Origin of the sequence: Yoonia sp. (assembly GCF_014859355.1) — a bacterium.
Classification (GTDB): Bacteria; Pseudomonadota; Alphaproteobacteria; order Rhodobacterales; family Rhodobacteraceae; genus Yoonia.
The window spans coordinates 37,290-60,651 of the sequence record NZ_JACUUJ010000017.1; the positions used below are offsets into that span (position 1 = coordinate 37,290).

Annotated in this window: 23 protein-coding genes; 12 read left to right on the top strand and 11 right to left on the bottom strand. The window is 60.4% G+C overall.

All coding sequences use genetic code 11. The features are described from left to right. Positions 1-103: 103 nt before the first annotated feature. The 3 genes from hrpB to IBX59_RS08070 all read left to right on the top strand — a co-directional run bounded on the left by hrpB (position 104) and on the right by IBX59_RS08070 (position 4,629). Positions 104-2,509, top strand: coding sequence for an ATP-dependent helicase HrpB (gene hrpB, locus IBX59_RS08060; RefSeq protein WP_296374265.1), 2,406 nt, complete (start codon positions 104-106; stop codon positions 2,507-2,509). A gap of 106 nt (positions 2,510-2,615) precedes the next feature. Beyond that, entirely contained in the window at positions 2,616-3,080 is a 465-nt protein-coding gene (locus tag IBX59_RS08065) for an NUDIX hydrolase (RefSeq protein WP_296374267.1), read from the top strand. 64 nt (positions 3,081-3,144) lie between these two features. Beyond that, positions 3,145-4,629, top strand: a complete 1,485-nt coding sequence (locus IBX59_RS08070; RefSeq protein ID WP_296374269.1) for an inorganic phosphate transporter — start codon at positions 3,145-3,147, stop codon at positions 4,627-4,629. A gap of 15 nt (positions 4,630-4,644) precedes the next feature. On the opposite strand, the gene argF is transcribed toward IBX59_RS08070, so the two are convergent. From argF to IBX59_RS08085, 3 genes are all read right to left on the bottom strand, one after another. After that, positions 4,645-5,550, bottom strand: coding sequence for an ornithine carbamoyltransferase (gene argF, locus IBX59_RS08075; protein ID WP_296374271.1), 906 nt, complete (start codon positions 5,548-5,550; stop codon positions 4,645-4,647). Positions 5,551-5,648: 98 nt separating this feature from the next. Next, positions 5,649-6,827: an aspartate aminotransferase family protein gene (locus IBX59_RS08080; protein WP_296374273.1), complete on the bottom strand. Its 1,179-nt coding sequence runs from the start codon at positions 6,825-6,827 to the stop codon at positions 5,649-5,651. A gap of 244 nt (positions 6,828-7,071) precedes the next feature. Next, on the bottom strand, positions 7,072-7,875 hold the full coding sequence (locus IBX59_RS08085; protein WP_296374275.1) for an ABC transporter permease: 804 nt from the start codon (positions 7,873-7,875) through the stop codon (positions 7,072-7,074). Between the two features lie 132 nt (positions 7,876-8,007). Here IBX59_RS08085 and IBX59_RS08090 point away from each other — a divergent pair, with 132 nt between their 5' ends. Together IBX59_RS08090 and rimO are read left to right on the top strand one after the other, a co-directional pair. Beyond that, positions 8,008-8,604: a GcrA family cell cycle regulator gene (locus IBX59_RS08090; RefSeq protein ID WP_296374276.1), complete on the top strand. Its 597-nt coding sequence runs from the start codon at positions 8,008-8,010 to the stop codon at positions 8,602-8,604. 117 nt (positions 8,605-8,721) lie between these two features. After that, positions 8,722-10,143 carry a 30S ribosomal protein S12 methylthiotransferase RimO gene (rimO, locus tag IBX59_RS08095; protein ID WP_296374278.1) on the top strand — a complete coding sequence of 474 codons (1,422 nt, stop codon included), beginning with the start codon at positions 8,722-8,724 and terminating at the stop codon, positions 10,141-10,143. Positions 10,144-10,260: 117 nt separating this feature from the next. Here the strand turns inward: rimO and IBX59_RS08100 are convergent, their stop codons facing one another. Beyond that, positions 10,261-10,524 carry a DUF6455 family protein gene (locus IBX59_RS08100; protein WP_296374281.1) on the bottom strand — a complete coding sequence of 88 codons (264 nt, stop codon included), beginning with the start codon at positions 10,522-10,524 and terminating at the stop codon, positions 10,261-10,263. A gap of 166 nt (positions 10,525-10,690) precedes the next feature. Between IBX59_RS08100 and IBX59_RS08105 the strand changes: the two genes are divergently transcribed. Then, positions 10,691-11,332, top strand: a complete 642-nt coding sequence (locus tag IBX59_RS08105; protein ID WP_296374282.1) for a hemolysin III family protein — start codon at positions 10,691-10,693, stop codon at positions 11,330-11,332. Positions 11,333-11,383: 51 nt separating this feature from the next. Here the strand turns inward: IBX59_RS08105 and IBX59_RS08110 are convergent, their stop codons facing one another. Beyond that, positions 11,384-12,085 (bottom strand): M48 family metallopeptidase, encoded by a 702-nt coding sequence (locus IBX59_RS08110; RefSeq protein ID WP_296374284.1) that lies wholly within the window; start codon positions 12,083-12,085, stop codon positions 11,384-11,386. Between the two features lie 84 nt (positions 12,086-12,169). Between IBX59_RS08110 and IBX59_RS08115 the strand changes: the two genes are divergently transcribed. Next, entirely contained in the window at positions 12,170-12,403 is a 234-nt protein-coding gene (locus IBX59_RS08115) for a hypothetical protein (RefSeq protein WP_296374286.1), read from the top strand. Here the strand turns inward: IBX59_RS08115 and IBX59_RS08120 are convergent. Continuing rightward, a complete protein-coding gene (locus tag IBX59_RS08120; protein WP_296374288.1) occupies positions 12,400-12,648 on the bottom strand; it encodes a DUF167 domain-containing protein in 249 nt (82 codons plus the stop codon). The two genes, IBX59_RS08115 and IBX59_RS08120, sit on opposite strands and share 4 nt — an antisense overlap. 99 nt (positions 12,649-12,747) lie before the next feature. On the opposite strand from IBX59_RS08120, the gene IBX59_RS08125 reads away from it, so the two are divergent. The 3 genes from IBX59_RS08125 (at position 12,748) to IBX59_RS08135 (ending at position 15,196) form a co-directional block, all read left to right on the top strand. Beyond that, on the top strand, positions 12,748-13,845 hold the full coding sequence (locus IBX59_RS08125) for a class II histone deacetylase (protein ID WP_296374290.1): 1,098 nt from the start codon (positions 12,748-12,750) through the stop codon (positions 13,843-13,845). Positions 13,846-13,931: 86 nt separating this feature from the next. Then, positions 13,932-14,510, top strand: coding sequence for a nitroreductase (locus tag IBX59_RS08130; protein ID WP_296374292.1), 579 nt, complete (start codon positions 13,932-13,934; stop codon positions 14,508-14,510). Further along, entirely contained in the window at positions 14,507-15,196 is a 690-nt protein-coding gene (locus IBX59_RS08135) for an EI24 domain-containing protein (RefSeq protein ID WP_296374293.1), read from the top strand. Before IBX59_RS08130 ends, IBX59_RS08135 begins: the two co-directional genes overlap by 4 nt. Here IBX59_RS08135 and IBX59_RS08140 read toward each other — a convergent pair. Further along, positions 15,183-15,470, bottom strand: coding sequence for a DUF1467 family protein (locus IBX59_RS08140; protein WP_296374296.1), 288 nt, complete (start codon positions 15,468-15,470; stop codon positions 15,183-15,185). The genes IBX59_RS08135 and IBX59_RS08140 overlap by 14 nt on opposite strands. Positions 15,471-15,529: 59 nt before the next feature. Next, entirely contained in the window at positions 15,530-15,934 is a 405-nt protein-coding gene (gene mce / locus IBX59_RS08145) for a methylmalonyl-CoA epimerase (protein ID WP_296374298.1), read from the bottom strand. A 131-nt stretch (positions 15,935-16,065) separates the two neighbouring features. Between mce and IBX59_RS08150 the strand changes: the two genes are divergently transcribed. Beyond that, on the top strand, positions 16,066-16,779 hold the full coding sequence (locus IBX59_RS08150) for a response regulator (protein WP_296374300.1): 714 nt from the start codon (positions 16,066-16,068) through the stop codon (positions 16,777-16,779). Positions 16,780-16,783: 4 nt separating this feature from the next. Here the strand turns inward: IBX59_RS08150 and aspS are convergent, their stop codons facing one another. The 3 genes from aspS to bchE all read right to left on the bottom strand — a co-directional run bounded on the left by aspS (position 16,784) and on the right by bchE (position 20,939). Next, positions 16,784-18,562 (bottom strand): aspartate--tRNA ligase, encoded by a 1,779-nt coding sequence (gene aspS, locus IBX59_RS08155; protein WP_296374302.1) that lies wholly within the window; start codon positions 18,560-18,562, stop codon positions 16,784-16,786. 129 nt (positions 18,563-18,691) lie between these two features. Further along, positions 18,692-19,270 (bottom strand): bacteriochlorophyll 4-vinyl reductase, encoded by a 579-nt coding sequence (gene bchJ / locus IBX59_RS08160; RefSeq protein WP_296374304.1) that lies wholly within the window; start codon positions 19,268-19,270, stop codon positions 18,692-18,694. Positions 19,271-19,274: 4 nt separating this feature from the next. Further along, a complete protein-coding gene (bchE, locus tag IBX59_RS08165) occupies positions 19,275-20,939 on the bottom strand; it encodes a magnesium-protoporphyrin IX monomethyl ester anaerobic oxidative cyclase (protein WP_296374305.1) in 1,665 nt (554 codons plus the stop codon). Between the two features lie 180 nt (positions 20,940-21,119). On the opposite strand from bchE, the gene carB reads away from it, so the two are divergent. Further along, a partial coding sequence (gene carB, locus IBX59_RS08170; protein ID WP_296374307.1) for a carbamoyl-phosphate synthase large subunit occupies positions 21,120-23,362 on the top strand: 2,243 nt, incomplete at its 3' end.

The following is a 23,362-nucleotide window of genomic DNA, read 5'->3' on the forward strand; positions in this document are numbered from 1 at the left end:
TTTTTCGGAAAGTTCGAAACCCGGTTGCAACTTGCGACCGGGTTTTTTGTTTTTGGCGGGGTGGGTCTTGACCCACCTCTGTTTCAGGGGCCACATCCCCGCCATGCACAGCCTGCCCATTGATCCCATCCTGCCCGAACTGATCGCCGCCCTGCGCCGCGAAGGCCGCGCGGTATTGCAAGCACCCCCGGGTGCGGGCAAGACCACGCGCGTGCCGCTGGCGATGCTGGTGGCGGGGCTGACAACGGGCAAGATCATCATGCTGGAACCCCGCCGCCTTGCCGCCCGCGCCGCCGCAACCCGGCTGGCCGAAGGGCTGGGCGAGGTGCCGGGCAAAACCGTCGGCTACCGGATGCGCGGCGACAGCACCCCCGGCACCCGAATCGAGGTTGTGACCGAAGGCATCCTGACCCGCATGATCCAATCCGACCCGGACCTGACCGGCATTGGTGCCGTGATATTCGATGAATTCCACGAACGGTCCCTGAATGCCGATCTGGGGCTGGCGCTGGTGTGGGAATTGCGCGGCGTTTTGCGCCCTGATCTGGTGGTGTTGGTCATGTCCGCTACGCTGGATGCAGCCCCTGTCGCAGCCCTGCTGGATGACGCGCCGGTCATCACATCCCAAGGGCGCAGCTATCCCGTTGCCACGCATTTTCTGGACCGTGCCGTGCCAAAGGGCATCCGGTTGGAACAGGCCTGCGCCGATCTGGTGGCCGATGCCGTCAGCCAGACAACAGGCGGCGTGCTGGTCTTTCTGCCCGGCGAAGGCGAAATCCGCCGCGTGCAATCCGCGCTGGCAGGCCGCCTGCCCGCAGGTTGCGACATTCGCCCGCTTTATGGCGCGCTGCCGTTCAAGGACCAGCGCGCCGCGATTGCGCCGGTGACGACAGGCCGCAAGATCGTGCTGTCCACATCCATCGCAGAAACATCGCTGACGATTGAAGATATCCGCGTTGTCATCGATGCGGGCCGTGCGCGCCGTGCGCGGTTTGATCCTGCATCAGGCATGCCGCGGCTGGTCACCGAACGGGTCAGCCGCGCCGAGGCAACGCAGCGCGCGGGCCGCGCGGGCCGCGTTGCCCCCGGCGATGCCTACAAGCTGTGGACCAAGGGCGAGGATGGCGCCCTGCCCGCCTTTGCCCCCGCCGAGATCGAAGCCGCCGATCTGGCGAACCTTGCGCTGGAACTGGCCGTCTGGGGCAGTGACGATCTGGCCTTTCTGACGCCGCCACCGCCGGGTGCCTTGGCCGAGGCGCGCGCGCTGTTGCAAGGCCTGGGCGCGCTGGATGCCGATCTGCGCATCACCGCACACGGGCGCGCATTGGCCGCCTTGCCGCTGCATCCGCGGCTTGGGCACATGATGCAAACCGCAGGCGCGCAAGCGGCGCCGCTGGCGGCACTGCTGGCGGCGCGCGACCCGCTGCGCGGCGCACCTGCGGACCTGCACCTGCGGATGGCAGCGCTGCGCGGGCGTTATGACGGACCGGGCACGGTCAACCCCGCCGCGCTGGCGCAGATCAAGGCGGAAATCCCGCGCCTGTCCAAGGGGCTGCCCAAGGTGCCACCGATGCCGTTGGCGCAACAGGTGGCGTTGGCTTACCCCGACAGGGTCGGGCTGCGCCGCAAGGGCGATGATCCACGCTATGTCCTTTCGGGGGGCAAGGGCGCTGTGATGAATGCGGGCGACCCGCTGGCGGGCCAGCGGTTGATCGTGGCCACCGATCTGGATGGCGACACCCGCGAGGCACGCATCCGGCAGGCCGTGGCCATCAGCGAGGCAGAACTGCGCGACACCTTTGCCGACCAGATCGTATGGCACGATGTCTGCACATGGTCGCGCCGCGAAGGCCGTGTGCTGACCCGGCGGCAGGAAAAATTCGGCGCGCTGGTGCTGGATGACCGGGTGTGGTCAGACGCACCTGATGACGCGGTTGCCCGTGCCATGCTGGATGGGGTGCGGCAGTTGGGGCTGCGCCCGTCCGCGGCGACCGACAGGTTCCGCGCGCGGGTCGCCTTGGTTGATGATCTACCCGCGATGGATGACGCCACGCTGCTGGATACTGCCGAAGACTGGTTGCTGCCGCATTTGTCGAGTGTGCGCAGTGCCGATGACTGGAAACGGTTCGATCTGCTGCCCGCCCTGCGCGCGATGCTGGACTGGGACCAGACACAGCGGCTGGACCGCGCGGCACCGGCGCATTTCGAAACCCCGCTGGGGCGGAAAATTCCTATTGATTACAAAGGCGAAGCGCCTGAAATCACCCTGCGTTTGCAGGAAATGTTCGGGGTCACGATGCACCCCATCGTGGGCCGCACGCCACTGCGGATCACGCTGTTATCGCCGGGGCAGAAACCGGTGCAAACCACGCAGGATATCGTGGGGTTCTGGGCCACATCTTATGATGATGTGCGCCGCGATATGCGCGGGCGTTATCCCCGTCACCCCTGGCCCGAAGACCCGACACAGGCAGACCCGACCCAGCGGGCCAAGCCGCGGGGCACCTGAGGGGCGTCACGACACGGGAACAATTCCGCTGATTTGCCAAGCAATTCAACCTGTGTTATCAACACGGTAATAAATCAAGAATAATATCAGGCCTGTTATGACTTCTATGCTTCAATCCTTTTGGACGGGCGCACTGCGCCCGTTGATTTCGCGCCCCCCTGCGTTGCAAGTTGCGGCGCTGTGTCATCGCGACGGCCCCGACGGACCAGAGGTATTGCTTGTTACCAGTTCCAGCGGGCGCTGGATCCTGCCCAAGGGTTGGCCCATCGACGGGCTGACAGCCGCAGAAGCCGCCAAACAGGAAGCCTGGGAAGAGGCCGGCGCAAAGTCCAATACAGTTGGTGACGCCGCCTTTGCCAATTACCTGACAGAAAAACGCTTTGACAACGGGGCTGTTGTCCCTTGTGAAATCCGTGTTTATCCAATGTGCGTGACATCCATGGCCGACACTTACCCCGAAGATGACCGCCGCGATCGCGCCTGGGTGTCCATTGCAGATGCCCTGAACATGGTCGATGAAGACGGTCTGAAACAGTTGCTTTCACAATTCGCGGCAGATCATTCTGAATAGCCATGTTGTGTTGCGGCGGTTGACCCGCTAGGCGTGCCATCCAGCAATATCGGGAACCATGGTAATGCCAGACAGCAAGCCAACACATCGATGGAAACAGCTTGACCGCGACCTTGGCCGGATCGGTGCAGTTGAATATGCAACGCATTACGTGGCACAGCCCCTTGTCGGGTTTGGCATCGCGCTTGTGTTCATTGCTGTGGCGGCCTTTGCCAGCACGTTGTTTTTCGGCGGCGACCAGTATTCCTATATCGTGATCGTGGCAGCGGCCTTTGGCGCCTATATGGCAGTGAATATCGGCGCCAATGACGTTGCCAACAATATGGGGCCTGCCGTGGGGGCCAATGCGCTGACCATGGGCGGCGCAATCGTCATTGCGGCCGTATTCGAAAGCGCGGGCGCGCTGCTTGCTGGTGGTGATGTGGTTTCGACCATTTCCAAGGGCATTATCGACCCTGACAGCGTTGCCAGCAGCGAAGTGTTCATCTGGGCCATGATGGCGGCGCTGATTTCATCAGCCTTGTGGGTCAATATGGCAACATGGGTTGGGGCCCCGGTTTCCACCACCCATTCGGTTGTCGGCGGCGTGATGGGCGCGGGCATCGCCGCAGCCGGGTTTGCTGCCGTCAGTTGGCCAACGATGGGGGCCATCGCCGCCAGTTGGGTGATTTCGCCCGTTCTGGGCGGGCTGATCGCGTCGGGTTTTCTTGCCTTTATCAAGATCATGATCATCTACCGTGATGACAAGATCGCCGCAGCCCGCCGCTGGGTGCCCACACTGATCGGCATCATGAGCGGGGTTTTCGCGACCTATCTGGCGATGAAGGGTCTGTCGCGGATCGTCAACATCAGCTTTGGCGCCGCTTGCCTCGTCGGGCTTGGCGTGGGACTGGTCACGCTGACCATCGTCCGCCCGCTGGTCTGGCGGCAATCGGAAGGGTTGGAAAACCGCAACAAGTCATTGAAGGTGCTGTTCAATATCCCGCTGATCCTGTCGGCTGCGCTGTTGTCATTCGCCCATGGCGCCAATGATGTGGCCAATGCGGTGGGGCCGCTGGCGGCAATCGTGCATGCAGAAAGTTTTGGCACCTTTGCAGGTCAGGTGGATATTCCCACTTGGGTCATGGTGACAGGCGCCTTTGGCATTTCTTTCGGGCTGGTGCTGTTCGGGCCGAAACTAATCCGCATGGTGGGCAGCCAGATCACCAAGCTGAACCCGATGCGCGCCTATTGCGTGGCCTTGTCAGCAGCAATTACCGTAATCGTCGCCAGTGCGCTGGGCCTGCCGGTGTCATCGACCCACATCGCTGTCGGCGGGGTATTCGGTGTGGGCTTTTTCCGTGAATGGGATTCAGAGCGCCGCGCGCGTCTGTCGGCAAACAACCGCCCCGAGGCCAAACGCATCGCCCCCGAGGAACGCCGCCGCCGCAAACTGGTGCGCCGGTCGCATTTCCTGACCGTTATCGCCGCATGGGTCATCACCGTGCCCGCCGCCGCGCTGATGTCGGGGTTCATTTTCGTGATGCTGCGCATGGCCTTTGTGGGCTGACGCCTGTCTTGCACATCACCGCCCCAGACAATACCGCATGATCGCCTTTTGCGCGTGCAGGCGGTTTTCCGCTTCGTCGAAAATCACGGAATGTGGGCCGTCCATCACGCTGCTTGTCGCCTCGTCTTCGCGGTGGGCAGGCAGGCAATGCATGAACAGGGCATTTGGTTTCGCTTTGGCCATCAGCGCATCATTCACCTGATAGCCGCGCAACTGGTTGTGCCGCCGTTCGCGCGCCGATTGCGGGTCATGCATTGACACCCACGTATCCGTCACCACAAGGTCAGCGCCCTTCACGGCCTCGTTCGGGTCGCGCACAGTTGTATAAAGCCCTGCCAGCGCCGGTTCGGGGTCAAGCGGCGGCGGGCCGGTGAACACCAGATCAAAATCAAACTGCTTGGCGGCATGGGCAAAGCTGGCAAAGACGTTGTTCCCATCGCCTGACCAGACGACCTTTTTGCCCTTGATCGGGCCGTTGTGTTCTTCAAACGTCATGATGTCGGCCATGATCTGGCAAGGATGCGTGCGGTTGGTCAGCCCGTTAATGACCGGCACACTGGCGTATTCCGCCATATCAAGCAGGGTTTGTTCCTCGAACGTGCGGATCATGATCAGATCGACATAGCGCGACAGCACACGCGCGGTATCGGCAATGGTTTCGCCGTGACCAAGCTGCATATCAGCCCCTGACAGCACCATGGTTTGCCCACCCATCTGGCGCACACCCACATCAAAGGACACCCGCGTGCGCGTCGATGGTTTTTCAAAAATCAGCGCCACCATATGACCGGCCAGTGGCTGTTCGGCGTCAGGCGTGCCTTTGGGCAGACCGGCACGGGCATTTTTCATTGCGCGCGCATCGGCAATGATAGCGTGCAAGTCATCTGTCGGCGTCGAATGAATATCGAGAAAATGTGTCATTTACTTCGCTTTTCTTGGGCCGAAAAATTTGGCCGGGAACTTTTCATTTTAGGGCATGACCTGAACCGGCCTGCCGTCGCGGGCGGGGAAAGGGGACGTTACGCATTGTCCCCACGAAGCTGACGTGCCGCAGTGCCCAACCGGGCAATTGCCGTGTCGATCTCATCTTCGGAAATCGTGAGCGGGGGCAAAAGCCGGATCACATTGTCGGCTGCAGGCACAGTCAGCACCAGCGCCTGATACCCGGCTTGCACGACATCGGTGTTTGCCACCTTGCATTTCAGCCCAAGCATCAGACCACTGCCGCGCACCTTTTCAAAGATATCGGGAAAAGCCGCGACCAGACCTTCCAGTTTTTGCCGCAGATGCCCCGCCTTGCGGTTCACATCGGCCAGAAATGCGTCATCTGCGATGATCTCCATTACTTTGGCGCCGACGGCGCAGGCCAGCGGATTGCCCCCATAGGTGGACCCATGCGTGCCCGCTGTCATGCCTGATGCGGCGTTTTGGGTCGCCAGCACAGCGCCCAGCGGGAACCCGCCGCCGATGCCCTTGGCCACCATCATGATATCGGGCGTAATCCCGGCCCATTCATGCGCAAAAAGCTTGCCCGTGCGCCCCATGCCGCACTGCACCTCGTCAAGGATCAGCAACACACCATGCTGGTCGCACAGCGCACGCAGGCCCTTCAGGCACTGATCCGGCACCGGGCGAATGCCGCCTTCGCCCTGCACCGGTTCGATCAGCACCGCCGCCGTCTGGTCCGTCACCGCAGCGTTCAGCGCATCATGATCGCCAAATTCAAGATGGGTAAAGCCGGGCAGCAAGGGGCCAAAGCCTTTGGTCATCTTTTCCGAACCCGCCGCCGCAATGCCAGCCGCGGACCGGCCATGGAACGACCCTGAAAAGGTAATGATCTCGGTCCGGTCTTGGCCTTTGTCATACCAGTATTTGCGCACCATCTTGACGGCCAGTTCACAGGCCTCGGTGCCGGAATTGGTGAAAAACACCGTATCTGCAAAGGTATGGGCAACCAGCGCATCGGCCAGTTTTTGCTGGGCAGGAATATGATACAGGTTCGACGTATGCCACAGCGCCTGCGCCTGCGTGGTCAGCGCCGCCACCAGTGCAGGGTGCGCATGGCCCAGCGCATTAACAGCAATACCCGCGCCAAGATCCAGAAACCGCCGCCCATCTGCTTCAGTCAGCCATGACCCGTCGCCGGAAACAAAGGTCATAGGTGCGCGGTTATAGGTCGGCAAAATAGATGGGATCATCACGATCATCCTTGAATACAGACCTGATTGGTGCAGGACCACAGGCCAGGTGTCAACGTTTTTGGGGGCTTATGACTGGCAGGCAAAAGGGCGGCGCGGTCAGCGTCGGCGTCGGTTGGCTTGTGTCACCTGGATCATCATGGCGCGGTCATAGCGGCGTTTCATGGAAGATGAAACAAGCAATTTCAAACCCGAACGCCCAGCCCGCACAGATGCTTTGGCGCAGCAATCGCGCCGGGGGCGCCTAGCCTTTCAGCCGATACCCGCGGTGCATCCACTGCCAGCAAATGCCCAGAACAACCGTGCAAGCCAGCCCGACAACACCCAACCCGACCCAAGGGCTGCTGTCACTGACGCCGATCATGCCATAGCGCACCCCGTCAATGATGTAAAAAAACGGGTTCACATGGCTGAGCGTCTGCAAGAAACCCGGCAAGGCGTCGATGGAATAGAATGTCCCCGACAAGAACGCGAGAGGCGTCACCAGAAAATTTGAAATGGCCGCCAACTGGTCAAATTTATTTGCATAAATACCTGCGATCAGACCAAGCCCACCCATCAGGACCGACCCCAGAAAGACAAATGTCATCACCCAGACCGGGTTGCGCATTCCGACATCCAGAAACAGCGCGGCCCCCGCAGCAATGACCACTGCAACCAAAAACCCCCGCGCAATCGCCCCGCTGATATAGCCGACAACCAATTCGGCCCCCGACAGGGGTGGCATCAGCGTATCGACGATATTGCCCTGCACCTTGGCCGATGCAAGACTGGATGACGTATTGGCAAAGGCGTTCTGGATCACGGTCATCGTCAAAATACCGGGGGCGAGGAAAGTCATGAAAGGCACGCCCATCACGTCACCACGCTGCGGGCCGATGGCGATGGTAAAGATCATCAGGAACAAGCCTGCGTTGATCAGGGGCGCCATGACCGTCTGTGCCCAGACGTTCATGAACCGCTGAATTTCGCGTTTCGCAAGCGTCCAGGTCCCCAGCCAATTGACAAGCCCAAACCGGCGCACACCCATCATTGTTTGATCCGTCATCTCATCCCTCGTTTTTAATGCACGCCTTGGTGCTTCACTTCCGTGATCGTGGTGCTTAGAATAGAAGGCTGATAGATGACACGCGGGCAGATGTGTAGTGCTTTGCCGCTTTCCCGAACCAAAGGAATAAATATGTCCTGGACAGACGAGCGCGTCGAGACGCTCAAAAAGATGTGGGGCGAAGGCCAGTCGGCCAGCCAGATCGCAAAGGAATTGGGCGGCGTGACCCGGAACGCCGTGATCGGCAAGGTGCACCGGCTGGGCCTGTCGAACCGTGCCGGCACGACCGCCAGCGCAGCCCCGGCCCCGAAAACAGCCGCCAAGGAAAAACCGGTCGCCGCCGCCAAGCCCGCACCAAAGCCCGCGACCAAGGTAAAACCGGCACAGGTGCCCGCTGTCGTCGAAAAAGAAGAACTGGACGAAAACGGTATACCAATTTCTGCCGCGCGGCGGGCGATCATTCCGGCGGGCCAGCCTTTGCCACCACAGCCATCAGCCAATGAAATCAGCCCAGAGGCTTTGGCCAAGGTCAATGAAATCGAAAAAAAGGCCAAGCGGCTGACGCTGATGGAACTGACCGAAAAAACTTGCAAATGGCCCGTAGGCGATCCGGCGACGGAAGATTTCTGGTTCTGCGGGTTGGGTGTGCAACAGGGCAAACCTTATTGCGAGGCGCATGTCGGGGTGGCGTTCCAGCCGATGTCGTCGCGGCGGGACCGCCGCCGCTGATGCAACGCGTGCGGCGGGGCAAGCCCCGCCCGACATGCACACCGATGCGTGTCACGCGGCGCGCGCCCCGCTGATCGCCCCATTCCCAACATCCGCAACCCACGCTAGAGGCGGCCAATGACACAGAACCCGCCATCACTCCGCCCCGATCTGGCGAATGCGCGCATCCCGCAAGACGCCCGCACGCAAGTCACCGACGCCCGCCGCGCAGGCCAGCCGACCATCGGCATGGTCAGCTTGGGCTGCCCCAAGGCGCTGGTGGACAGCGAACGCATCCTGACGCGGCTGCGCGCCGAGGGCTATGCCATTTCCCCCGATTACGCCGGCGCTGATGCCGTGATCGTCAACACCTGCGGGTTTCTGGACAGCGCCAAGGCCGAAAGCCTTGATGCCATCGGCGAGGCATTGGCCGAAAACGGTCGCGTCATCGTCACCGGCTGTCTGGGGGCCGAACCCGACTATATCCGCGAACACCACCCGCAAATTCTGGCTGTGACCGGCCCGCATCAATACGAACAAGTGCTGGATGCCGTGCATGGCGCGGTGCCGCCCAACCCCGACCCGTTTGTCGATCTTCTGCCCGCCACTGGCGTCAGCCTGACACCACGGCATTACAGCTATCTGAAGATTTCCGAAGGCTGCAATCACAAGTGCAAATTCTGCATCATCCCCGATATGCGCGGGCGTCTGGTCAGCCGCCCGGCCCATGCGGTGCTGCGAGAGGCGGAAAAACTGGTAGAGGCGGGTGTGAAAGAGCTTCTTGTGATTTCGCAAGATACCTCAGCCTATGGGCTGGACCGTAAATATGACGTAAACCCGTGGAAAGATGGCGCTGTGCGCAGCCATATCACCGATCTGACCCGCGAATTGGGGCGTTTGGGCGCTTGGGTGCGGCTGCATTACGTCTATCCCTATCCGCATGTGCGCGACCTGATCCCGCTGATGGCGGATCCCGTCACTGGCGTGCTGCCTTATCTGGACATTCCGTTCCAGCATTCCCACCCTGATGTGCTGCGTCGCATGGCGCGGCCTGCTGCGGGGGCGAAAACGCTGGATGAAATCGCCGCGTGGCGCGCCATTTGCCCCGATATCACCCTGCGCAGCACCTTTATCGTCGGCTACCCCGGCGAGACAGAGGCAGAGTTCCAGCATCTGCTGGATTGGCTTGATGCCGCGCAACTGGATCGTGTGGGGTGTTTTCAATACGAAAACGTGGCTGGCGCGCGGTCAAACGCCCTGCCCGACCATGTGCCGGACGATGTGAAACAAGACCGCTGGGACCGGTTCATGGCCAAGGCTCAAGCCATTTCTGCCGCCAAGCTGGAGGCAAAAGTCGGCAAGCGGCTGGAGGTCATCGTGGACGACATCGACGAAGACGGCATCGCGACCTGCCGCACATGGGCCGACGCCCCCGAGATCGACGGAAACCTGTTTATTGATGAAGGGACAGAGGCGCTGGCCGTGGGGGATATCGTGCAGGTTGTGGTAGAGGAAGCGGGGGAATATGACCTGTGGGGCACCGTTTCTGACAGATCTTGATACGATCAAATCCCGACACGCGCTCATCTATTGAAATGCAGTCAGTCCGGCACCGCCGGTGCCCAAAGGGCGAACTGGCATGCCGACAGGACAGATCGCGACTTGAAAACCCTGCCCTCAGGTCACCTGCACGCGGCGCAGTTGGGCAAATTCCTTGCGGTTTTCGCAATAATCCGGCGCCTGCGGCAGGGCCAGCATGGTTGCCAGCAGACGGTCGCATTGACCAACCTGCGCGCAACCACGGCAGGCCGTCACCATATCGGCAAAGTCATCCGTATCAATCTGGCCTTCGTCCAGCGCGGTCGAAAGATCAACCCCGTTGGCTTTGGACATTTTCAAGACGCGCATGAAATGGGCGCGCATATCACCAAGGGTCTGCATAACGATCCTCCAATCTGTTGGGAATCGTCTAGCAAAGGGGCAAAATCCGGTCTTTGCGCTGGATCAAATTGACAACTGCGGCCAGGGCGGTCAGGCGATCCGGCTGACCTTGGGGAAGGATTGACCAAAGCCGCTGCCTGACTACATTTAAAGCCAGGAGACAAAAATGACCTATCCAACGCATGTCTTATCTGAACGGATTGCCGATGGTGCCATGCATGCGGTTGGTGTGATTGGCGCAGTCAGCGGGGCCATCGTGCTGATGATCTGGGCGGCAGATTTGGGCAGCACTGGGCAGATGGTTGCGGTTTCGGTCTATGGGGCGACGCTGATTGCGACCTTTGTGGCCTCTGCCATGTATCATATGACCCCTTGGCATGGTATCCGGCCGGTCTTGCGCCGTTTTGATCATGCAGCCATCTATCTGAAGATTGCTGGCACCTATACACCGCTTGTGGTGATGATCGGCAATGGATTTGCCTATGTCATTCTTGGGATCGTCTGGGCACTGGCAGTGATTGGCATGGTGCTCAAACTGTTTTTCTGGCGTGCGCCCGGGCGCTTTGGGCCAACGCTTTATCTGGTCATGGGATGGTTGAGCGTTGCGCTGATCTGGTCGTTGTGGCCGCTGGTTCCGGGCATCGCGATGGCGCTGATCGCTGTGGGTGGGCTGCTTTATACAGGCGGGGTGCCGTTTTATGCGTCCGAAAGGCTGCGGTTTTCGACGGCAATCTGGCATGGGTTTGTGGTAGCGGCTTCGGGCTGTTTTTTCGCCGCGATCACTTTGGCCATTGTTAGCGCGGTATAATCGCCCCGCGATCCGCGTGGTAACCGGTGCAAACGCCAAACCACAGGCCTGTCATAACCCCGCCGCCACACGCTGAACCGTGCGCAGCCTGTCGGCATTGGCCGGATGTGTTCCCAGAAACCGGTCGCCCGGATCGGGGATGCGAAAAAAGAACGCAGCCCCTTGCAACGGATCATAGCCCGCGGCGGCTGTGATCTGCGTGCCCAACGCGTCGGCCTCAAGCTCAAATTCCTTGGAATAGCTGCGCGCAGCGACATTCGCCCCCATCTGCTGGGCAGACTGGATGACGGCAGCATCACTGATACCCATTGCCCCGGCCAGTTCCCCGAAAACCAACGCGCCAACGGTCGCATTGCGTTGCGTGCGTCCGATATGACCCCGGATATGGTGGGCCGCTTCATGCGCCAGAACGAATGCCAATTCGTCGCGGTTGCGGGTTTCAGCGATCAACGCCGGGGTAAAGCCGATAACCGGACGCCCTTGCCGGTCCAGCGTCTGATAGGCGTTTGCGCCCAATTCCGGGCGCGTATCCACGACGATCTGGAAGTCGCAGTTCTGATCAACCGCGCGCTGGCGGCAAAATCTCTCGGCGACGGGTGCGACCGTGGCGACAACCTGCACAAAGTTGTCCATCGCCCTGCCCGTGGAAACCTGCGGTTCGGGTGCAAACTGCGCAGGCGGTGGGGGCGCAGTTTCCTCAGGCACGGTACAAGCGGCGGCAAGCAGGCACAGGGCAAGCACGATGAAACGCATTGAAACCTCCGGTTTTCAGGCTTGGAAAGATGATCCAATGCCATCCCCCTTGCAACCCTGACATGGCCCGTTAGGTTACAAAATATGTTTACCATCGAACACGATTATGACGCCACAGTCATCACCTTGGTGGATGAAGGCCCCGCGCCCTTGCAAGAGGATGTGGTCATCAATGCCTTTGACGATTGCATTACCGTCGTGCAAGTCGATCCGCGCAGCGATCAGACGGTGCAGATCACCCTGTCGCTGACGCAATTGCGCGATCTTCAGGCCGCGCTTGACCTGCCCGAAGGCATTTACCGTTTGCGCAAGCCCTAGGTGACAGCGATCACCTTGTCGCGGCTGGTGTGCCCGCGCATGACCGTCAGGCGGGATTTTGGCACGCCCAGCGCCTTGGACAGCAGCACAAGAACCGCGGCGTTCGCCTTGCCATCTTCGGGCACCACAGTGACATTGACCCGAATCTGCCCGTCGCGCAGCAAAACGTCGGCCCGCGCGGCCTTGGGGGTGACGCGCACGGCAAACTGGCTGCCCGGCACGGCAAGATGTTTCAAATCAACCATAGGTCGGATTTGCCCGTTGCGCAGGGCGGCGTCAACGGTTCTTGCATCAGGGGGCTGGTGCGACAAAGATGCGTCAAACACAGGCAAGAGGGGACAGATATGCCAACAGGGTTTTTCTGGGACGAACGGTGTTTCTGGCATGGCGGCGGGAATTATGCCGGCATGTTGCCCGTGGGCGGGTTGGTGCAGCCGCTGGACGGTGGGCTGCCCGAAAGCCCCGAAACCAAGCGGCGGCTGAAAAACCTGATCGAAGTCACCCGCCTGACCCGCGATCTGGACTTGCGCGGTGCCGATTCGGCCAGCCGTGCCGATCTGCTGCGGGTGCATCCGGTGCATTATCTGGATGAATTCAAGGCTCTGTCAGATGCAGGCGGCGGCGAACTGGGCCGGCGGACGCCCTTTGGCCCCGGCGGATACGAACTGGCGGCGCTATCGGCAGGCCTGGCCAAAACCGCGCTGGCGGCGGTGCTGCGCGGTGATCTGGACAATGCTTATGCGCTGTCGCGCCCGCCCGGGCACCACTGCCTGCCGGATTTCCCCAACGGGTTTTGCCTTCTTAACAACATCGGCATCGCAATCGAGGCGGCGCGCGCCGCAGGTCTGGCACAGCGTTTTGCGGTGCTGGACTGGGATGTGCATCATGGCAACGGGACCGAGGCAGTGTTCTACGACCGCGCCGATGTGCTGACCGTGTCGATCCACCAAGACCGGAACTATCCCATGGACACTGGCGCCTTTGCCGACCGTGGCACGGGTGCTGGTGTAGGGTGCAACCTGAACATTCCCCTGCCCCCCGGCACCGGCCACAAGGGGTATCTGGCGGCGATGGGCAGGATCGCCCTGCCCGCGATCCGCGCCTTTGCGCCTGACGTGCTGATCATCGCCTGCGGGTATGACGCGGCGGCGAATGATCCGCTGGGCCGGATGCTGGCCACCGCCGATACATTCGCACAGATGACACGGCAGGTGATGGACCTGGCCCGCGATATCTGCGGCGGCAAACTGCTGATGGTGCATGAAGGCGGCTATTCGGAAACCTATGTGCCGTTCTGCGGCCATGCGGTGCTGCAACAGATGTCCGGCAGCGCGATCACTGCGCCCGACCCCTTTGCCGAGGTATTTCCCCTGCGCCAGCCCGATGCGGGGTTTGATGCCTATCTGGACGGTGTGATCAGCGATATGGTGGCAGCACTGTGACGTAAGGTGGGTTTTAACCCACCCGACATGTTGTCAGCGCATGATCGCCCCCTTATCTGCTGATCAGACCCGCCAAAGGATCACCCATGCCCGTCCCCAACCCTGCTGCCCTTGATTTCCTGCTGACCCGCCGGTCACGCCCCGCGAAGACGCTGACCGCCCCGGTGCCGGACCGCACAGCACTGGAAACGCTGCTGACCGCAGCCGCCCGCACGCCCGATCATGGCAAGCTGGAACCATGGCGGTTTATCGTGCTGGAACGGCCCGCGCTGGCCCGGCTGGCCGCGATGATCCCCGCGCGCGGCGCGGCGCTGGGGCTTGATCCTGAAAAGATTACCAAGGCTGTCATACAATACGCCGATGCCGAACTGGCCATCGTGGTGGTCAGCACCCCCAAAGCATCCGACAAGATCCCGCAGATTGAACAGATCTATTCCGCCGGCGCCGTCTGCCTGGCGCTGCTGAACGCAGCCCTTGCCGCCGGTTGGGGTGCGAACTGGCTGTCGGGCTGGGCCAGCCATGACCGCGCATTCATCCGCGACGGGCTGGGGTTGGCCGATCATGAAAACATCGCCGGGCTGATCCATATCGGCACCGAAACCAGTGCGCCGCCCGAACGACCCCGCCCCGATCTGGCCCGCATCACCACATGGGCCAGCGCATGATACTGACTGATTTTGCCAAGGCCGTTGCACAACTGTCCGACAGCCGGTTCCAATCCGTGTTGTGGCGCGGGATCGGGCTGACTGTCGCGCTGCTGGTGGGAATTTATGCCGGGCTGCTATGGTTGATCGACGCGCTGACCACCGATCCCATCACCCTGCCCTTCGTGGGCGAGGTGACGTGGCTGGGCGACCTTCTGGGCTGGGGGTCACTGGGGCTTGTTATCTTGTTGTCGGTGTTCCTGATGGTGCCTGTGGCATCCGCCATCACATCCCTGTTTCTGGATGAGGTCGCAGAGGCTGTTGAAGACGAACATTTTCCCATGCTGCCGCCCGTGCCACCCATCGGGTTCTGGGAAGGGCTGCGCGACACAGTGAATTTTCTGGGCGTGTTGATCAGCGCAAACCTGCTGGCGATCATTCTTTACATGTTGCTGCCCTTTGCCGCCATGTTCATCTTTTACGCGCTGAACGGATATTTGCTGGGGCGGGAATATTTCCAGCTTGCCGCGATGCGCCGTGAAGGGCGCGAAGCCGCCAGGGCCCTGTTCAAACAACATAGCATGACAGTCTGGGCTGCCGGTTGTCTGATGGCGGTGCCGCTGTCATTTCCGATTGTCAATCTGGTGATTCCGATCCTTGGCGCGGCAACCTTTACCCATCTATATCATAGGCTTAGTCAGCGCTGACCGCAGGCGTTGCCATCCGGTTAAACCAATCCAGATCGCGCACAGTGATCGCACCCGACAAGATCGTGCCGGCCAAAATTGCCCAGATTGGCACAGCCCAAAGCGTTGTAATCTTGGCCTTGCGCCCGATCTGCGCATCTGCGGGGGCGGATGCATGTGTGCCCGGCACGATCTCGCCCGCGTCACCCTGGCTGACCATGCGCAGCGGCAGAACGATAAAAAACACCATGGACCAAACCACGGCAAACAAGACAAAGGCTGATGTCGGCCCCATATGCTATCCTTTCCAGATTATCCTTGCACAGATACGCCGATTTCAGCGGCGAACAAGGGTCAGACCTGTTCCAGTTCGATCAGACACCCGTTGAAATCCTTGGGGTGCAAGAACAGCACCGGCTTGCCATGGGCACCAATCTTCGGTTCACCCCCACCCAGCACGCGCGCCCCTTCGGCCAGCAGATGATCGCGCGCGGCCAGAATATCATCCACCTCGTAACAGATATGGTGAATGCCGCCTGATGGGTTCTTGTCCAGAAACCCCTTAATCGGGGATGCATCGCCCAAAGGATAAAGCAGCTCGATCTTGGTATTGGGCAGGGTGATAAACACCACCGTCACACCGTGATCAGGTTCATCCTGCGGGGCACCCACATCGGCCCCCAACATGGTGCGATATTGCGCGCTTGCGGCCGCCAGATCGGGGACAGCGATAGCGACATGGTTCAAACGGCCGATCATGCGATACTCCTTTTTTGCGGGAAATATGGCCTGCGCGGCGCGGCGGCGCAATGCGTATTGGGTATGTTAAGAGGCTGTTCACTTTGTTCTGTGCTGAATGGGGCCGGTCACGCAGAAAGGGACGAATCGTCATGGATGTCTTGAATGAATTGCTGCAAACCCGCGCGCCCACGGCGCAACGCCCACTGATGGGGCTGACTGTGCTTTTGGTCGAAGACAGCCGTTTTGCATCCGAAGCATTGCGCTTGTTGTGTCAGCGGTCTGGCGCGCGGATCAGGCGGGCCGACAGTCTGGAACATGCCAAACGGCATCTGGCGGTCTATCGGCCGTCTGTCTTGATGGTTGATGTCGGCCTGCCGGACGGATCAGGGCTGGCGCTGATCGCGGCGGTCGCGCGCGCCACCCCGCGGATTGACGTCATCCTTGGCATCAGCGGTGACACCCTCGCCCAAGAATCGGTCATAGCCGCCGGTGCGGATGGATTTCTGGAAAAGCCGATTGCCAGCCTGGCAAGGTTTCAGGCGGCAATTCTTGACCATTTGCCCGACGACCAGCGTCCGCCGGGCCCCAGATTGGTAAGCGACGAAACGGTCAACCCTGATCTGGTCGCCTATCACGACGATCTGATCCATATCGCCAAAGTGCTTGCCAAAAATGCAGCTGGCGACATCGCCTATATCACCCAATTTCTGGATGGCGTTGCGCGGTCCGCGCGGGATGATGAATTAGCCCACGCCGTGCATGATCTGGCCCGACACCGCAAGACCGGGGCCAACCTGTCATCCTGTATCGCGAGGCTATTGCAAATCGTGCAAAACCGCATCGCGGCAAGCGCACCGATCTGATGCGTCAGCTTTCCGGCGGCAGGACACGCAAGCGCAATTCGCGCAACTGTTCGTTCATCGGTTCTGATGGGGCGCCCATCATCAAATCCTCGGCGCGCTGGTTCATCGGAAACATGATGACCTCGCGGATGTTGGATGCATTGGCCAGCAACATCACGATCCGGTCGATCCCCGCAGCACAACCACCGTGGGGTGGGGCGCCGTATTGGAACGCGTTGACCATACCACCGAACCGCTTGCGCACTTCATCCTCGCCGTAACCAGCGATTTCAAAGGCCTTGAACATGATTTCAGGCTTGTGGTTCCGGATCGCGCCTGACACCAGCTCATAGCCGTTGCAAGCCAGATCATACTGATAGCCCAGCACATCCAGCGGGTCACCGTTCAGCGCATCCATGCCACCCTGCGGCATCGAAAACGGGTTGTGTTCAAAATCGACCTTGCCGGTTTCATCGTCTTTTTCATAGATCGGGAAATCCACGATCCAGGCAAAGGCAAACCGGTTCGTATCGGTCAGGCCCAATTCATCGCCGATCACAGTGCGGGCCTTGCCCGCAACAGTTTCAAAGGCATCCGGCCTACCGCCCAGGAAAAACGCAGCATCACCAAGGCCTAGGCCAAGCTGCTGGCGGATCGCCTCAGTCCGTTCGGGGCCGATATTCTTGGCCAGGGGGCCTGCGGCTTCAAGCCCTTCGCCCTGATCGCGCCAGAAAATATAGCCCATGCCCGGCAAACCCTCTTTCTGGGCAAAGGCATTCATGCGGTCGCAGAACTTGCGCGACCCGCCACCGGGGGCCGGGATGGCACGAATTTCGGTGCCATCCTGTTCCAGCAGTTTGGCAAAGATCGCAAAGCCTGAATCGCGGAAATGGTCGCTGACCACCTGCATCTTGATCGGGTTGCGCAGGTCGGGTTTGTCGGTGCCATACCACAGGGCAGCATCCCGATAGCTGATCTGTTCCCAGGTTTGGTCCACCGTGCGGCCACCGCCGAATTCCTCGAATATGCCGCCGATCACGGGCTGGATCGTGTCAAACACATCCTGCTGGGTGACAAACGACATTTCCAGATCAAGCTGGTAAAAATCCGTGGGCGACCGGTCGGCGCGCGGGTCTTCGTCGCGGAAACAGGGGGCGATCTGGAAATATTTATCATACCCGCTGACCATGATCAGCTGTTTGAACTGCTGCGGGGCCTGCGGCAAGGCATAAAACTTGCCCGGATGCAGCCGCGACGGGACCAGAAAATCGCGCGCGCCTTCGGGGCTGGATGCGGTGATGATCGGCGTCTGGTATTCGCGGAACCCTTTGTCCCACATCCGCCGGCGCATGGATGCCACAACATCCGAACGCAGTTTCATATTATCCTGCATCGCCTCGCGGCGCAGATCAAGATAGCGGTATTTCAGGCGGGTTTCTTCGGGGTATTCCTGATCACCGAACACCATCAGGGGCAGTTCCTTTGCCGCACCCAGCACCTCGATATCGCGGATAAAGACCTCGACCTCGCCGGTGGGCAGCTTGGGGTTGACCAGTTCCGGGTCGCGCGCCTTGACCTCGCCATCAATGCGGATGCACCATTCCGACCGCACCTTTTCAACATCGGCAAAGGCAGCGGAATCAGGGTCGCACAAGACCTGCGTGATGCCATAGTGATCGCGCAGGTCGATGAACAAGATCCCGCCATGGTCACGAACCCGATTGACCCAGCCCGACAGGCGGACGGTCTGGCCGACATCGGCGGCGGTCAGTGCGGCACAGGTATGGCTGCGATAGGCGTGCATGGGTTATTCCTTAAACTGGTCAGGCTTCGGCCCGATACACCCCTTTGCACCGGCGGTGTCAACCTTATGCGGCAGCTACCCCGCAATATCGCGGCGCGCGCGCATCAAATTTTGCTAAATTTGATGCCATCAGCCCGCGACAAGTTCAAACCGGCAGGCAGGGGCGCCCATCGCGCAACAGCGCGTTTCCACACAGCGCAAACGGCGGTCCACCAATGCGGTGAACAGGGTTTCAAACACAGCACGGTGCCAATGGCACAGCGGCACATCGCTGTGTTCCCCCCGCACAATAGGGTTGTCGGCAATGTCGAAGACCAGCGGCGCGCGCACCGAAAACACCCCCGATCCTGCAAAAGTCCAGGCATGGCGGGCAATCGCGCGGGTCAAAACCGGCCCCGCCACGCGCGCAGGCAAGGCGCGCAAGACCCGTTGGACCAACAGCGGTATCCGGTACGTCATGATATATTCTGCCGTGCGTTCGCCTGCCGCCCATGCCAGCGCAGGCGCGAGTTCGGGGTCGATCGCGCGCAGCGCCTGATGCATCCGCGCGGCAGGCGCCTCGGCCATAAGCCCGGTATCATCGGGCGGTGCAAACAGCCCCGCCTCGGCCATCACGCGGTCGCGGAATGCCATCCCACCGGCCTGTTCCAGCAGCGGCAACAGTTGCAAGACAGCGTTCGGCCCGATCAGGCCGGTTGTTGCGCGCATTGGGTCAGACCTCTTCCATCTGGTCGGTGCCACCGCCGCAGGCTTTTACCTGCGCGCCATTGGGCATTTTGAAATCGGCGGTGCGCTGACGGCTGCGTTCCTTGCCTTGCGCGCGCAGGGCTTCGCGGCGTTCGGCGGCGCGCGCGGCCTTGTCGGCGCTGGCGTCCCAATCGTCCATCTGCGCCTCGGCGATGGTGCGGGTGGTGTCAAACTGGAAGTCCAGCTTGTTTTTCGATTGCGGTCCGGTATAGCCGACCTTGCCCAAATCATAGAACGTGCGCGCGAAACCGGCCTTCATAAAGGCCTTGAGGCATCCCAACAGATACCGCCGCCGAAATCCGGTGCCGCGCCATGGATAGTGGAACAGCGCCTTTTTCATGTAAAACCGGCGATAGTTGTTCATCACCCCGTCCAGCAATTCGCCCCGCGTCATGGCGGCGGGTTTCATGATCGGGGTTACAAAGTTGTAGCGGCTGAAGTCGAACACCTCGACCTGATCCTTGAGTTCCTGAAACAAGGGCGTGAAAGGCCACGGCGTATACATCGCCCAGTTCGCCAGATCGGGCTGCCAATCCCAGGCCATTTTATAGGTTTCGTTCAGGGTTTCAGGGGTTTCGTTGTCCAGCCCCACGATAAACTGCGCCTCGACCAGAATGTCGGCTTCGCGTAGCAGGCGGATGGCTGTCTTGTTTTCCTCGACCTTTGTTTCCTTGTTGAAGATATCCAGCTTCATCTGCGCTGCGGCCTCGGTGCCAAGGCTGACGTGGACCAGCCCGGCTTTGCGGTAGAATTTCAGCAATTCGCGGTCGCGGTAAATATCCGTCACACGGGTGTTGATGCCCCATTTGACCCGGCGCGGCAGGTCGCGCGCGATCAGTTCCTCGCAGAACTGGATGAATTTCTTGCGGTTGATGGTGGGTTCCTCATCCGCAAGAATGAAAAACCCGACCCCCTGTTCGTTCACCAGCTTTTCGATTTCATCGACGACCTTTTTAGGGTCGCGCACGCGGTAATCGCGCCAGAATTTCCACTGGCTACAGAATGAACAGGTAAAGGGGCAGCCGCGCGCCATATTCGGGATCGCCACGCGCGTGTTCAGCGGAATATAGATGTATTTTTCCCACTCAAGGATTGTCCAGTCAGGGTCGATCCCGTCCAGATCCTTGACCGTGCTGGCGGCCTGTGTCGCGACGATCTGGTCGCCGTCGATGAACGCCAGCCCCTTGATCTGATGCTTGTCCGCAGGCCAGCGCCCGTCGCGGACCGCGCACATCAGTTCGGTCAGGATCTCTTCGCCCTCGCCGCGCACGATCACATCGACCCATGGGGCCTCGGAAAGAACCTGTTTATACATGAATGTCGCATGGACACCGCCCAACATGCGTAGCGCCTTTGGCGCGCGGTCTTGCGCGATGCGCAACACCTCCTCTGCGCGGTAGATCGACGGGGTGATCGCTGTGACCCCCACCACATCGGGGGCAAGTGCGGCAATCTGGTCAGCCAGATCGGCATCGTCTATATTGTCGGTCATCGCGTCAATGAAATGGATATCGTCAAACCCGACACGCCGCAGCGACCCTGTCAGATAGGCCACCCACGCAGGGGGCCACGTGCCGGCGATTTCGGCGCCGCCGGAACGGTAATTGGGGTGAATAAACAGGATGCGCATGGCCTTGTCTCCATTGTGTAAGATAAATCTGACACAATAGCTGTCCATTTAACTTGACATGGATCAAAGCGCGCCACGCCGATTTGCCGCGCCGAACCCCGCCAGATGTTCTATCCCCCCTTGCACATGGCCGCGCCTTCCCTATAACCCGCGAGAATTTGCAAATCAGAGGGGCCTGCCATGCCAAAGCGTACCGACATCAAGTCGATCATGATTATTGGTGCTGGCCCCATTATTATCGGACAGGCCTGCGAATTCGACTATTCCGGCGCGCAAGCCTGCAAGGCACTGCGCGAAGAAGGGTATCGGGTTATTCTGGTAAACTCGAACCCCGCCACGATCATGACCGACCCGGGGCTGGCCGATGCCACCTATATCGAACCGATCACTCCCGAAGTTGTGGCCAAAATCATCGAAAAGGAACGCCCCGATGCCTTGCTGCCGACCATGGGCGGGCAAACCGGGCTAAACACATCGCTGGCGCTGGCCGATATGGGGGTGCTGGAAAAATTCGGGGTCGAGATGATCGGCGCCAAACGCGAAGCCATCGAAATGGCCGAAGACCGCAAACTGTTCCGCGAGGCGATGGACCGGCTGGGCATTGAAAACCCCAAGGCCACGATCATCACCGCGCCAGAGGTCAACGGCAAGCGCGACATCAAGGCGGGTCTGCAACTGGCCATTGATGCCATCGAATATGTTGGCCTGCCCGCGATCATCCGCCCCGCCTTTACCCTTGGCGGCACCGGCGGCGGCGTGGCCTATAATCGCGAAGAATACGAATTCTATTGCCGGTCAGGGATGGAGGCATCGCCCGTCGGGCAAATCCTGGTCGATGAATCCCTGCTGGGCTGGAAAGAATTCGAAATGGAGGTCGTGCGCGACCGGGCCGACAACGCCATCATTGTCTGTGCCATCGAAAACGTCGACCCGATGGGCGTGCATACCGGCGACAGCATTACCGTGGCCCCGGCGCTGACGCTGACCGACAAGGAATACCAGATCATGCGCACGCACAGCATCAACGTGCTGCGCGAAATCGGCGTGGAAACCGGCGGATCAAACGTGCAATGGGCGGTCAACCCCGAAGACGGGCGCATGGTGGTCATTGAAATGAACCCCCGCGTGTCACGGTCTTCTGCGCTGGCGTCCAAGGCCACGGGTTTTCCGATCGCGAAAATCGCGGCGAAACTGGCCGTGGGCTATACGCTGGACGAGCTGGACAACGATATCACCGGTGTCACGCCCGCGTCGTTCGAACCCACGATTGACTATGTCGTCACGAAAATCCCGCGCTTTGCTTTCGAAAAATTCGCAGGTTCCGAACCGCATCTGACCACCGCAATGAAATCCGTGGGCGAGGCCATGGCGATTGGCCGCACCTTTCACGAATCGATGCAAAAGGCGCTGGCGTCTCTGGAAACCGGGCTGACCGGGTTTGACGAAATCATCATCCCCGGCGCCCCCGATGCAGCCGCCATCACCAAGGCGCTGGCCAAACAGACCCCCGACCGCATACGTGTCATCGCGCAGGCGATGCGCCACGGGCTGTCCGATGATGACATCCACGCCGTCACCAAATTCGACCCGTGGTTCCTGGCCCGCATCCGCGAAATCATCGAAGCCGAGGCCGAAATTCGCAAAAACGGCCTGCCCGTGACCGAAAGCGGGCTGCGCGCGGTCAAGATGTTGGGCTTTACCGATGCCCGCCTTGCCAAACTGACCGGCCGCACCGAAGACAACGTGCGCCGCGCACGCCTGAACCTTGGCGTGAACGCCGTGTTCAAACGGATCGACACATGCGCCGCCGAATTCGAGGCGCAGACGCCCTACATGTATTCCACCTATGAAACCCCGGTAATGGGCGATGTCGAATGCGAGGCGCGCCCGTCGGACCGCAAAAAGGTCGTTATTCTGGGGGGCGGCCCCAACCGGATCGGGCAGGGAATCGAGTTTGATTACTGCTGCTGCCATGCCTGTTTTGCCCTGACCGATCAGGGCTATGAAACCATCATGATAAACTGCAACCCCGAAACCGTATCCACTGATTACGACACATCGGACCGGCTGTATTTCGAACCGCTTACCTTTGAACACGTGATGGAAATTCTGCGTGTCGAACAGGATAACGGCACATTGCACGGCGTGATCGTGCAATTCGGCGGGCAGACCCCGTTGAAACTGGCCAACGCCCTGCAAGAGGCCGGAATCCCCATTCTGGGCACAACACCAGACGCCATCGACCTGGCCGAAGACCGCGAACGGTTTCAGGATCTGGTCAACCGGCTGGGCCTGAAACAGCCGGTGAACGGGATCGCATCGACCGATGAACAGGCCTTTGCCATTGCCGCCGATATCGGCTTTCCGCTGGTGATCCGCCCGTCTTATGTGCTGGGCGGGCGCGCGATGGAAATCGTGCGCGA

Coding starts and splice junctions, on each gene's coding strand:
- hrpB (WP_296374265.1), top strand. CDS start 104: ATGCACAGCCTGCCCATTGATCCCATCCTGCCCGAACTGATCGCCGCC.
- IBX59_RS08065 (WP_296374267.1), top strand. CDS start 2,616: ATGCTTCAATCCTTTTGGACGGGCGCACTGCGCCCGTTGATTTCGCGC.
- IBX59_RS08070 (WP_296374269.1), top strand. CDS start 3,145: ATGCCAGACAGCAAGCCAACACATCGATGGAAACAGCTTGACCGCGAC.
- argF (WP_296374271.1), bottom strand. CDS start 5,550: ATGACACATTTTCTCGATATTCATTCGACGCCGACAGATGACTTGCAC.
- IBX59_RS08080 (WP_296374273.1), bottom strand. CDS start 6,827: ATGATCCCATCTATTTTGCCGACCTATAACCGCGCACCTATGACCTTT.
- IBX59_RS08085 (WP_296374275.1), bottom strand. CDS start 7,875: ATGACGGATCAAACAATGATGGGTGTGCGCCGGTTTGGGCTTGTCAAT.
- IBX59_RS08090 (WP_296374276.1), top strand. CDS start 8,008: ATGTCCTGGACAGACGAGCGCGTCGAGACGCTCAAAAAGATGTGGGGC.
- rimO (WP_296374278.1), top strand. CDS start 8,722: ATGACACAGAACCCGCCATCACTCCGCCCCGATCTGGCGAATGCGCGC.
- IBX59_RS08100 (WP_296374281.1), bottom strand. CDS start 10,524: ATGCAGACCCTTGGTGATATGCGCGCCCATTTCATGCGCGTCTTGAAA.
- IBX59_RS08105 (WP_296374282.1), top strand. CDS start 10,691: ATGACCTATCCAACGCATGTCTTATCTGAACGGATTGCCGATGGTGCC.
- IBX59_RS08110 (WP_296374284.1), bottom strand. CDS start 12,085: ATGCGTTTCATCGTGCTTGCCCTGTGCCTGCTTGCCGCCGCTTGTACC.
- IBX59_RS08115 (WP_296374286.1), top strand. CDS start 12,170: ATGTTTACCATCGAACACGATTATGACGCCACAGTCATCACCTTGGTG.
- IBX59_RS08120 (WP_296374288.1), bottom strand. CDS start 12,648: ATGGTTGATTTGAAACATCTTGCCGTGCCGGGCAGCCAGTTTGCCGTG.
- IBX59_RS08125 (WP_296374290.1), top strand. CDS start 12,748: ATGCCAACAGGGTTTTTCTGGGACGAACGGTGTTTCTGGCATGGCGGC.
- IBX59_RS08130 (WP_296374292.1), top strand. CDS start 13,932: ATGCCCGTCCCCAACCCTGCTGCCCTTGATTTCCTGCTGACCCGCCGG.
- IBX59_RS08135 (WP_296374293.1), top strand. CDS start 14,507: ATGATACTGACTGATTTTGCCAAGGCCGTTGCACAACTGTCCGACAGC.
- IBX59_RS08140 (WP_296374296.1), bottom strand. CDS start 15,470: ATGGGGCCGACATCAGCCTTTGTCTTGTTTGCCGTGGTTTGGTCCATG.
- mce (WP_296374298.1), bottom strand. CDS start 15,934: ATGATCGGCCGTTTGAACCATGTCGCTATCGCTGTCCCCGATCTGGCG.
- IBX59_RS08150 (WP_296374300.1), top strand. CDS start 16,066: ATGGATGTCTTGAATGAATTGCTGCAAACCCGCGCGCCCACGGCGCAA.
- aspS (WP_296374302.1), bottom strand. CDS start 18,562: ATGCACGCCTATCGCAGCCATACCTGTGCCGCACTGACCGCCGCCGAT.
- bchJ (WP_296374304.1), bottom strand. CDS start 19,270: ATGCGCGCAACAACCGGCCTGATCGGGCCGAACGCTGTCTTGCAACTG.
- bchE (WP_296374305.1), bottom strand. CDS start 20,939: ATGCGCATCCTGTTTATTCACCCCAATTACCGTTCCGGCGGCGCCGAA.